The organism is Sporomusa sp. (genome assembly GCF_035561155.1).
Taxonomy (GTDB): Bacteria; Bacillota; Negativicutes; order Sporomusales; family Sporomusaceae; genus Sporomusa.
Window position 1 is genome coordinate 1 of sequence record NZ_DATMYD010000139.1, and the last position, 8,990, is coordinate 8,990.

Here is an 8,990-nt window from a genome sequence, read left to right on the forward strand (position 1 = left end):
GACTCAATTGTTTCGGCTTAAGTTTAAACATACGAGAGCCCCAACTTTCGTCATTTATATCTACCTATATTATACCAAAAATGGGACTATATCGCTTTATATTTGACTTTTTCAGTGGTTTCGGACGGTTCTCTTGAGTCATCCGGTAAAAACAGGCTAAGTCCCTGATATGTGGACTTAGCCTGTTTTTTTTAGAGTGCGCGGTTATCGATACGCGCAATTTCCCGCAGGGATTTCATGAGTGACGTGAAGCGTTCAGGTTTTATTGATTGCTGCCCATCGCACTTAGCGTTGCTGGGGTCTTGGTGGACTTCAATGATTAATCCGTCGGCTCCTACGGCAACGGCTGCCTTCGACAGTGACTCGACCATCCACCATAGTCCGGCAGCGTGGCTGGGGTCGACGATTACCGGTAGATGACTTAGCCTTTTAATGGCTAGTACGGCGCTAAGGTCAAGGGTATTGCGAGTATAGGTTTCGAAAGTACGTATGCCGCGCTCGCATAAAATTACGTTTTCATTGCCGCCAGCCATGATGTATTCAGCAGACATTAAGAGTTCTTCGACTGTCGCGCTTTGGCCTCTTTTGAGCAGAATGGGCTTATTGATTTGACCTGCCGCTTTTAACAGGTCGAAGTTTTGCATGTTACGCGCACCAATTTGAATAATATCAATGTCCTCATGATGGTTTTCTAATTGCTTGATGGACATGATTTCGGTGACGATGGGCAGGCCAGACGCCTGCCTTGCCTGTTTTAGTAATTCAAGACCTTCTTGCTGCATGCCTTGGAAGCTGTAGGGTGATGTGCGTGGTTTAAAGGCGCCGCCCCGCAAAAAGCCAGCGCCTGCGGCCTTTACTTCCTGCGCTATATTGACAATTTGTTCGCGGCTTTCAACAGAACAAGGCCCGGCGATAACGGCTACTTGATTGCCGCCGATTGTTTGATCTCCGACTTTGATGATAGTATTCTCAGGGTGAAATGTGCGGTTAGCCTTTTTGTACGGTTCCTGCACTGAGAGCACTTTCTCCACATAGGTCTTGCTTAGTAAATAGTCGCGGTCAAGTTTTCCAGTGTCGCCGACGATCCCTAGGATTGTCTGAAATTTACCATACGTAGGCCAAACACTGCAACCAAAGTTTTCAAGCTCCTGTTTTAATTTTTCAATTTGCTCGGGTGTAGTCGAAGAATTTAATACAATGACCAATAGAAACGCCTCCTGTAAATTTAGTATATAAAAGTAAAAAACCTAAGGTCTCAATGAGCCTTAGGTTTGTTATACACAAAGTTTAATTTGCATTTTCTTAAGGACTCACGGGTGAGATATCTATTAAGTTATCACATGAGAATAAGCCTGCGCCAAAAAAGCTGGCCCAAGCAAAAAAGAAAAAATATTGGTTTGTATATGATTTATGAGAGGTTAACATAGTAAAAACCACCCTAATATATCTGTTTACTTTTATATCATGCATTTATTATAACAGATAAGAAGATTGTGTCAAGTGTTGTTGTGAAACTATAATTAAATTAAATTGAATGTAAACATAGTATGAAAAAACAATATGAACGTGTTTTTGATGTGGACAATGTAAGGGGTTATACGTGATAACATACGTATTCAGCTATGGCGGAAAAGAAATTGACATAAGTTGCAGGTCGCTTATATACTTTAATTGAGTTTACATATGAGCTCAGCGACACTTTTCGATGTTAAAAAAGGACAGATTAGTGAAGGGGTAGCTTGGATATATTATGCCGAAACGGAGGAGATACTTATGTACAAAGATTTTAGGAGCGATACAGTTACCCAGGCAACACCGGAAATGAGAAAGGCGATGATGGAAGCCGAGGTCGGTGATGATATATTGGGTGAGGACCCTACGGTTAAAAAGCTTGAGGCCCTGAGCGCGGCAATGTTTGGCAAAGAAGCAGCCCTCCTGACCGTCTCAGGCACTATGGCCAATCAAATCGCCATCATGGCGCTAACACAGCTAGGTGACGAGATAATTTTAGGCGAAGAGACGCACATGTATAACCTGGAAGTGGGTGCTTTAGCCGCCTTGTCTTGTGTTCAGGCGCGTCCCATATCAAGCCGTATGGGTTATTTTGACGCCAGCGATGTAAAAAAGTCTATCAGGCCACGCGGCGTACAATCACCTATTAGTCGGGTATTGTGTCTTGAGAATACCTATGATTTAAATCGGGGTTATCCGCTGCCACCTGAATATCAGGCAGAAATGGCGCAGCTGGCCCGCAATAATGGCATGGCAGTATATCTTGACGGTGCGCGTATTTTTAACGCCGCTGAAGCGTTAAAATGTGACCTAAAACAGTTGGCGAAAGATGTAGATGCTCTGCAGTTCTGTCTGACAAAGGGGCTGGCGGCTCCGTTTGGATCTATGCTGCTTGGCACTCACGATTTTATTGATAAGGCCAAATGGATTAAGCAGCGGATTGGCGGCGGCATGCGCCAGGCTGGGCATATGGCTGCTGCCGGTATTGTTGCCTTAGAGACTATGAAGGATCGACTGCATGAAGATCATTCTAACGCCCAGCGATTAGCCAACGCCCTGGCGGCCATCGATGAACGGTTAGTTAATGTTAATCAAGTTAAAACAAATGTAGTTCAAATTAATTTTGAGCCAGTAGGCAAGGAGGCTGCGTTTGTTACCGAGGCGCTGATAAAGCAGCATATAAAAGTGAAACCTATTGGGCCCCATGCCTGCCGGATGATTACTCATTGGGGCATAACCGAAGAGGATGTAGACTATGCTGTAGCTGCAATCCGAAAAATTATAATATGATGATCGATGCCATCATCTAGGGTTTGTCAGACATAGATGGTGGTATTTTTTTGAAAAAAATAGACCTTGGAATAACCTGATTCAGGTTTTCCAAGGTCCTAGGTTGCTGTCGCATCGCAGTGAATGCAAATTGTCGCAGGGCGGTTATCGCCGTGAGTGAGGCTGGAACACGGGTTAATCTCTGTTTGTTCCGTGGGCCATACCGCAAATATTGCACTCCAGAATAACTCGACTAAACCTTTTATACCATTGCAAATCGATGGGGTATAGTTGCAAAAAACAAGCGTGATCATGCCTGTATGCCCCTTTCAGATGGTATATAGGTATTAGTAAATCCTTATATTAGTTCGAGTAATTGTTTGCAGACTTTTGGTCAGTTGTTGCTGAATTCATAGTCAATGCCTGTTGGAGTTTTGCTGTATCGAGTTCGTTTTCCCATTTAGAGACAACAATTGTAGCAATGCCATTGCCAATGAGATTGGTGATCGCTCTACCCAGGGACATAAACCGGTCAATACCAAAAATTATGGCCAGGCCTGCAACCGGAATGCCAGGTATAACCGATAGAGTGGCGGCTAATACAATGAAACCGCTGCCTGTCACACCTGATGCACCCTTGGATGTTAGTAGCAGAACGGCAAGGATCGTCAATTCCTGCATTAATGTAAGATCTGTATTTGTTGCCTGAGCTACGAAAATAGCTGCCATCGTCAGATAAATGGAAGTACCGTCAAGGTTAAAGGAATAGCCTGTCGGGATGACTAGGCCCACAATTGACTTTGAACAGCCGAGCTTTTCTAGTTTTTCCATCATCCGCGGTAATACGCTTTCGGAAGAAGAAGTACCAAGGACAATCAACAACTCTTCTTTGATGTATGAGAGAAACTTTAAGATACTAACATTGGCCCATCTGGCAATTGAGCCGAGGACAACAAAAATAAAGATGGCGCAGGTGGCATAGAAGCAACCTAAGAGTTTGGCGAGCGGTCCTAAAGAGGCAATCCCATACTTGCCGATGGTAAACGCCATTGCCCCGAAAACACCAATTGGTGCGATCTTCATGATGATATCTACAATAACAAAAAAGCTGTGGGAAATATCGCTGACCAGATTGAACACTGGTTCGCCCTTTTTTCCCATGGCGAGTATTGCCCAACCAAAAAGGATGGAAAACAGCAGCACCTGGAGAATGTCGCCTTTAGCAAAAGCGTCGACAACACTTGTTGGAATGATATTCATGAAGAAATCGACCGAACTTTGGGCTTTAGCAGCCGTAGTATATGCTGATATTGCCTTGGTATCAAGTTTGCTGACATCAACATTCATGCCGACACCTGGCTGCAGCCAGTTTACCAGGAACAATCCCATGACCAGAGCGAAGGTTGTAACCACTTCAAAATAGATTAACGCTTTTGCTCCTACCCGGCCAACCTTCTTAATATCATCCATGCCAGCAATGCCGGTAACAATTGTGCAAAAAATAATGGGTGCGATAATCATCTTAATGAGTTTGATAAACCCATCACCCAGCGGTTTCATGCTTTCACCCATCGCAGGATAGAAATGTCCCAGGGCTACTCCCAAAATAATGGCGAGGAACACTTGGGTATGCAGAGACTTAAAAAATGATGTTTTCATACTAGATCTTCCTTTCGTCGCTATTAAATTTTTATCTGGTTTACTCCTGCTACTTGAAATATCACCTCGCTCACTGATTTTTATGATTGCTACAAGTTTTGCTATCACTTCCTTTGTATGTAATTCGAGTTGTAAGGCAATGTATTCAAACACAAAGCAAAAATACCCGATAGAAAGAAAATACCACAAAATCAAAAGGAAGAAAATAACTATTATTAAATTTTCCCAAGAATACTAAATTCATTATTCCGGGTAAGGACATTTTAAGGCTAGAGTTACAATTATAAATAGGGTACAATATCTTTAAACTAATAGTAGAAAAAATGGAGGCTGCAGCGTGCGTATTACTAAAGCAATTAAAAAAGAGATGCTTGAACGACTAGAGCAGTATTATAAAGATACTACTACGGCGCTGACGTATTCGACGCCCTTTGAGCTCATGATTGCGGTAATTTTGTCAGCCCAGTGCACAGATGCCAGGGTAAACATTATTACAGCCCGGATGTTTCCCCGTTATGACACACCAGAGAAAATTTTGGCACTCGGCCAGTCCGGATTGGAAGAAGAAATTCGGGACTGCGGCCTATTTCGGAGTAAAGCGAAGAACATTCTCGCAACATGTGAGAAATTGTGCCGGGAATATGGTGGACAAGTACCTGACAACTATGATGACTTAGTACAACTGCCGGGGGTAGGGCGTAAAACGGCTAATGTGCTTTTGAGCCAACTTTTTGGTGTTCCGGCGATCGCTGTTGATACTCATGTATTTCGAGTGGCTAACCGCCTTAAGCTGGCAATTGGCGATACGCCGCTTACTGTTGAACAAGGGCTTATGCGGGCAATCCCCAGGGAACAATGGAGCGACGCCCACCACTGGCTGATCTGGCATGGGCGCAAGGTGTGCAAGGCGGCTAAACCGGTGTGTCCAACCTGCCCATTAAATGATTTATGTCCGAGTTGCAAAGCAGAGTGAATAAACATTGTATAAATATTACATTAAATGTATAATGATACGTAGAATTGGGGGATGAAAGTATGATTTTTCGTAAAGCAAAATTTAGTGATGTCGAACATATACTTAAGCTAATTAATGACTATGCCGAGCAGGGGCTTATGCTTGCACGGGCCCGCAACACTCTGTATGAAGGCCTGCGGGAGTTTATTTTGGCTGAAGAAGACGGAAAAGTTGTCGGTGTGGCTGCACTACATTTGATTTGGGATGAACTTGGTGAAATTCGGGCATTGGCAATTCACCCTAGCAAGATCAAGACTGGGATTGGCCGTGAAATTGTAAATATGCTGACAGAAGAGGCCAAAGAGCTTGGTGTTAAAACCTTGTTTGCTTTAACCTACCAGCCTGGTTTCTTTGCTAAGCTGGACTTCAAAGAAGTACCCAAAGAGAGCGTACCCCATAAGATGTGGAAAGAATGCATTAACTGCCCTAAATTTCCAAATTGTGATGAAATTGCTATGGTTAAAGAACTATAAAAATAAAGCGTCCCGTGTCAGTATATTGACAGGGACGCTTTCCTTATAGCTCAATACTTTGGCTAGGGGCCATAATGTGAACAGGAATATGTTGTTCTTCAACCTTTGCTTTGAAGGCCTCTGGCGACTGGGCAATGAGGGGCCATGTGTTATAATGCATGGGTATAACGGTTCGTGGGTTGAGCAGTTTGACTGCCTCGACTGCATCATCTGGCCCCATTGTGTAGTTATCACCAATTGGTAGCAGGGCATAGTCGATTTTTTCCAAGCGGCCCAAAAGGGCCATGTCACCGAAGAGCGCAGTATCACCGGCAAAATATAACGTCTTGCCGAAAAAGCTTACGATAAACCCGGCAGCGTGTCCGCCAGGAACGCCTGAGCCATGAAAAGCAGGGGTTATCCTGACATAACCGAAATCAAAAACACGTTTGCCTCCTAAATGCATGCTTATGTTGGCACAATCCTGCTGTCCAACCAGCGCGGCCAGTTCAGCAGTGGCAATTACGGTGGCGCCTGTTCGTTTGGCAATTTCAACAGTATCACCAAGATGATCGCCGTGCCCATGACTGACCAGGATATAGTTGCATGCAACTTCTTCAGCTTTGGTAGTAGTAATAGGGTTACCAGTAAAGAATGGGTCAAATAGTAATGTGGTAGTGCCATTTGCTAGAGAAAAGCAGGCGTGTCCATAAAATGTTAAGGTAGTCAAGGTACACCTCCAAGATTAATAGATTGTAAGTATAGTATTTTTCCAACATTACCTAACAAATTCCTGCCTAATGAAAGAAAAAGTCGTCACGGCTACTGTCAGGGGAAGGGTAATTGATTATGATGGAGAATTTTAAAAATAGAGATTATTTGACCGGTTAACAAAGGAGCGACACGTATGATTCCAATAATATCTGTGGTGGGGCGGTCAAACAGCGGGAAAACAACATATCTGGAGAAACTAATAGCTGAACTTAAGCGACGCGAGGTTAAGGTTGCAGTTATTAAACATCATCATCACGATTTTGAGATTGATAAACCAGGTAAAGATACCTGGCGGCATGCACAGGCCGGTGCCGATATCGTATGCTTGGCCTCGCCGCATAAAGTGGCGATGATTAGGAAAACTGACCAAGAGCTGTCGCTTGACCAAGTGGTCGGTTATATAGACAATGTTGATATAATTATTACCGAAGGCTATAAGCAGGAGTCCAAACCGAAAATTGAGGTATACCGTCACGCGGCAGGCAACGAACCGCTTGGCGTCAAGCCCGAACTCCTTGCTGTCGTGAGCGATACTTTGCTTTATGAAGATGTGCCGCATTTCCAGCTTGATGATCCAGCAGCCATGGCTGGTTTTTTAGAACTAAACGTACTAAATAACAAAACATCAAAGGATGATTGCTATGTATGACGGCCATAATCGACAAATTAACTATCTGCGGGTTTCAGTAACTGATCGCTGTAATTTCCGCTGCGCTTATTGTATGCCGACGCAAGGTGTCAAACTGCTCAGGCATGCTGAGATTCTCACTTATGAAGAACTGCTTCGGGTTATCCGGGTTGTCAGTGAGCATGGTGTTAGCAAAATTCGTTTAACAGGCGGCGAACCGCTGGTGAGGCGAGGTATTGTAGATTTTATCCGCAGCATTGCCAATTTAAATACGATAACAGATGTATCACTCACTACCAATGGCAGTTTGCTTGCCGGTATGGCTGCCAAACTTAAAGACGCTGGCTTAAATCGGGTAAATATCAGTCTTGATACCATTGATCCGGACAAGTTCCGGAATATTACCTATGGCGGTAATGTTGCTGAAACAATTAAGGGAATGGAAGCGGCTTTGGCTGTGGGGCTGACGCCGGTAAAACTTAATGTTGTCCTCACGAACATTATTAGCGAACGTGACTTGGCTTATTTCGTTGATTTGGTACACCGGGAACCGATATCCGTCCGGTTCATTGAATACATGCCAATTGGCGAGAGTCAGGCTGGCCCCGGTCCCGGAATTGAAGAGATTAAAGTCATGATTAATGCTTTTGGCCGGGGGACACTGAAACCAACGCTTAATATTCGCGGCAATGGTCCTGCTAAATATTTTTATCTGCCACAGGCCAAAGGTTCATTTGGATTTATTACCCCGATATCTGAGCATTTCTGCGGTGTGTGTAACCGGATTCGTCTAACAGCTGACGGGAAGTTCAAACCGTGTCTACTGTCTAATCAGGAGATCGATGTTAAGGCTGCTTTGCGTCAGGGCGCCAGCGATAACGAAATTGCGGAACTTTTTTATAAGACCATTGCTGATAAGCCGCAAGGTCATACCTTAGCGAATGCAGGCGGGCAAACTAAGTTTTTTCGAAAAATGTCGCAAATTGGAGGATAATTTTTAAAATCTTCTGTTTGTTTTTTTTCTCACTTTGCAGGATATTTAGATAATTTCGGAGAATAACGTATATAAAATGAGTTCCGAGTCAGTACCTCCCAAGTGGAAGTGCTGGCCGAAAGGGTATGAAGAGCAATTTTCATGCCTGCCTTGCGCAAAGGAAGTCTGTATTTCAGGCTTCTTTTTTTTTATTTTCAATTTACACATTTAAAGGAGGAGATTTACATGTTTTATCGAGTTAACATGGCTACTCTTACAGTAACCGAAGATGCAGGAGCGCAGTACAAAGGCCTGGCCGGCCGGGCACTCACTTCCCGGATTGTGAAAAATGAGGTTGATGCCAATGCCCATGCGCTTGGCAAGCTTAACAAACTGATCCTCGCCCCCGGCTTTTTAACCGGTACATTTGCTCCTAACGCCGGCCGTATGTCCTTCGGCGCCAAGAGTCCGCTGACAGGCACTATTAAAGAAAGCAATGTCGGCGGCTTTATTGGCCATAAACTTGCCCGTACCGGCGCAGAGGCCATTATTGTGGAGGATATAGTACAAGACGGTAAACTCTACACGATGGTCGTTACCAAAGATGGTGTAAAACTAGAAGAGTGCCCTGAACTCAAAGGTCTCAATATATATGACGCTACTGCCAAACTTCAAGAGAAGTATGGCAAAAAAGCCGGGATCGCCGTT

9 protein-coding genes and 1 riboswitch are annotated in these 8,990 nt (G+C 44.1%); of the genes, 6 read left to right on the forward strand and 3 right to left on the reverse strand.

The window, feature by feature from the left end; genetic code table 11:
- Positions 1 to 191: 191 nt before the first annotated feature.
- Positions 192 to 1,205, reverse strand: a complete 1,014-nt coding sequence (gene aroF, locus VN447_RS18310) for a 3-deoxy-7-phosphoheptulonate synthase (protein ID WP_325526965.1) — start codon at positions 1,203 to 1,205, stop codon at positions 192 to 194.
- A gap of 568 nt (positions 1,206 to 1,773) precedes the next feature.
- On the opposite strand from aroF, the gene VN447_RS18315 reads away from it, so the two are divergent.
- On the forward strand, positions 1,774 to 2,802 hold the full coding sequence (locus VN447_RS18315) for a low specificity L-threonine aldolase (protein ID WP_325526967.1): 1,029 nt from the start codon (positions 1,774 to 1,776) through the stop codon (positions 2,800 to 2,802).
- A 342-nt stretch (positions 2,803 to 3,144) separates the two neighbouring features.
- Here the strand turns inward: VN447_RS18315 and VN447_RS18320 are convergent, their stop codons facing one another.
- On the reverse strand, positions 3,145 to 4,440 hold the full coding sequence (locus VN447_RS18320) for a dicarboxylate/amino acid:cation symporter (protein ID WP_325526969.1): 1,296 nt from the start codon (positions 4,438 to 4,440) through the stop codon (positions 3,145 to 3,147).
- Between the two features lie 337 nt (positions 4,441 to 4,777).
- On the opposite strand from VN447_RS18320, the gene nth reads away from it, so the two are divergent.
- Positions 4,778 to 5,413 (forward strand): endonuclease III, encoded by a 636-nt coding sequence (gene nth / locus VN447_RS18325; RefSeq protein WP_325526971.1) that lies wholly within the window; start codon positions 4,778 to 4,780, stop codon positions 5,411 to 5,413.
- A 62-nt stretch (positions 5,414 to 5,475) separates the two neighbouring features.
- On the forward strand, positions 5,476 to 5,928 hold the full coding sequence (locus VN447_RS18330) for an N-acetyltransferase (RefSeq protein WP_325526973.1): 453 nt from the start codon (positions 5,476 to 5,478) through the stop codon (positions 5,926 to 5,928).
- Between the two features lie 43 nt (positions 5,929 to 5,971).
- Here the strand turns inward: VN447_RS18330 and VN447_RS18335 are convergent, their stop codons facing one another.
- Positions 5,972 to 6,637, reverse strand: coding sequence for a metal-dependent hydrolase (locus tag VN447_RS18335; protein WP_325526975.1), 666 nt, complete (start codon positions 6,635 to 6,637; stop codon positions 5,972 to 5,974).
- Between the two features lie 177 nt (positions 6,638 to 6,814).
- Here VN447_RS18335 and mobB point away from each other — a divergent pair, with 177 nt between their 5' ends.
- The 3 genes from mobB to VN447_RS18350 form a co-directional block, all read left to right on the forward strand.
- A complete protein-coding gene (gene mobB / locus VN447_RS18340; protein ID WP_325526976.1) occupies positions 6,815 to 7,330 on the forward strand; it encodes a molybdopterin-guanine dinucleotide biosynthesis protein B in 516 nt (171 codons plus the stop codon).
- Complete coding sequence (gene moaA, locus VN447_RS18345) at positions 7,323 to 8,303, forward strand: GTP 3',8-cyclase MoaA (protein ID WP_325526977.1); 981 nt, start codon at positions 7,323 to 7,325, stop codon at positions 8,301 to 8,303. Before mobB ends, moaA begins: the two co-directional genes overlap by 8 nt.
- A gap of 69 nt (positions 8,304 to 8,372) precedes the next feature.
- Positions 8,373 to 8,482: riboswitch (molybdenum cofactor riboswitch) on the forward strand.
- A gap of 46 nt (positions 8,483 to 8,528) precedes the next feature.
- On the forward strand, positions 8,529 to 8,990 hold a 462-nt coding region (locus VN447_RS18350), incomplete at its 3' end, for an aldehyde ferredoxin oxidoreductase N-terminal domain-containing protein (protein ID WP_325526979.1).

Bases quoted from the DNA above. Each gene is read 5' to 3' on its own strand.
- VN447_RS18315 (WP_325526967.1), top strand. From the start codon at position 1,774: ATGTACAAAGATTTTAGGAGCGATACAGTTACCCAGGCAACACCGGAA.
- VN447_RS18320 (WP_325526969.1), bottom strand. From the start codon at position 4,440: ATGAAAACATCATTTTTTAAGTCTCTGCATACCCAAGTGTTCCTCGCC.
- VN447_RS18330 (WP_325526973.1), top strand. From the start codon at position 5,476: ATGATTTTTCGTAAAGCAAAATTTAGTGATGTCGAACATATACTTAAG.
- mobB (WP_325526976.1), top strand. From the start codon at position 6,815: ATGATTCCAATAATATCTGTGGTGGGGCGGTCAAACAGCGGGAAAACA.
- moaA (WP_325526977.1), top strand. From the start codon at position 7,323: ATGTATGACGGCCATAATCGACAAATTAACTATCTGCGGGTTTCAGTA.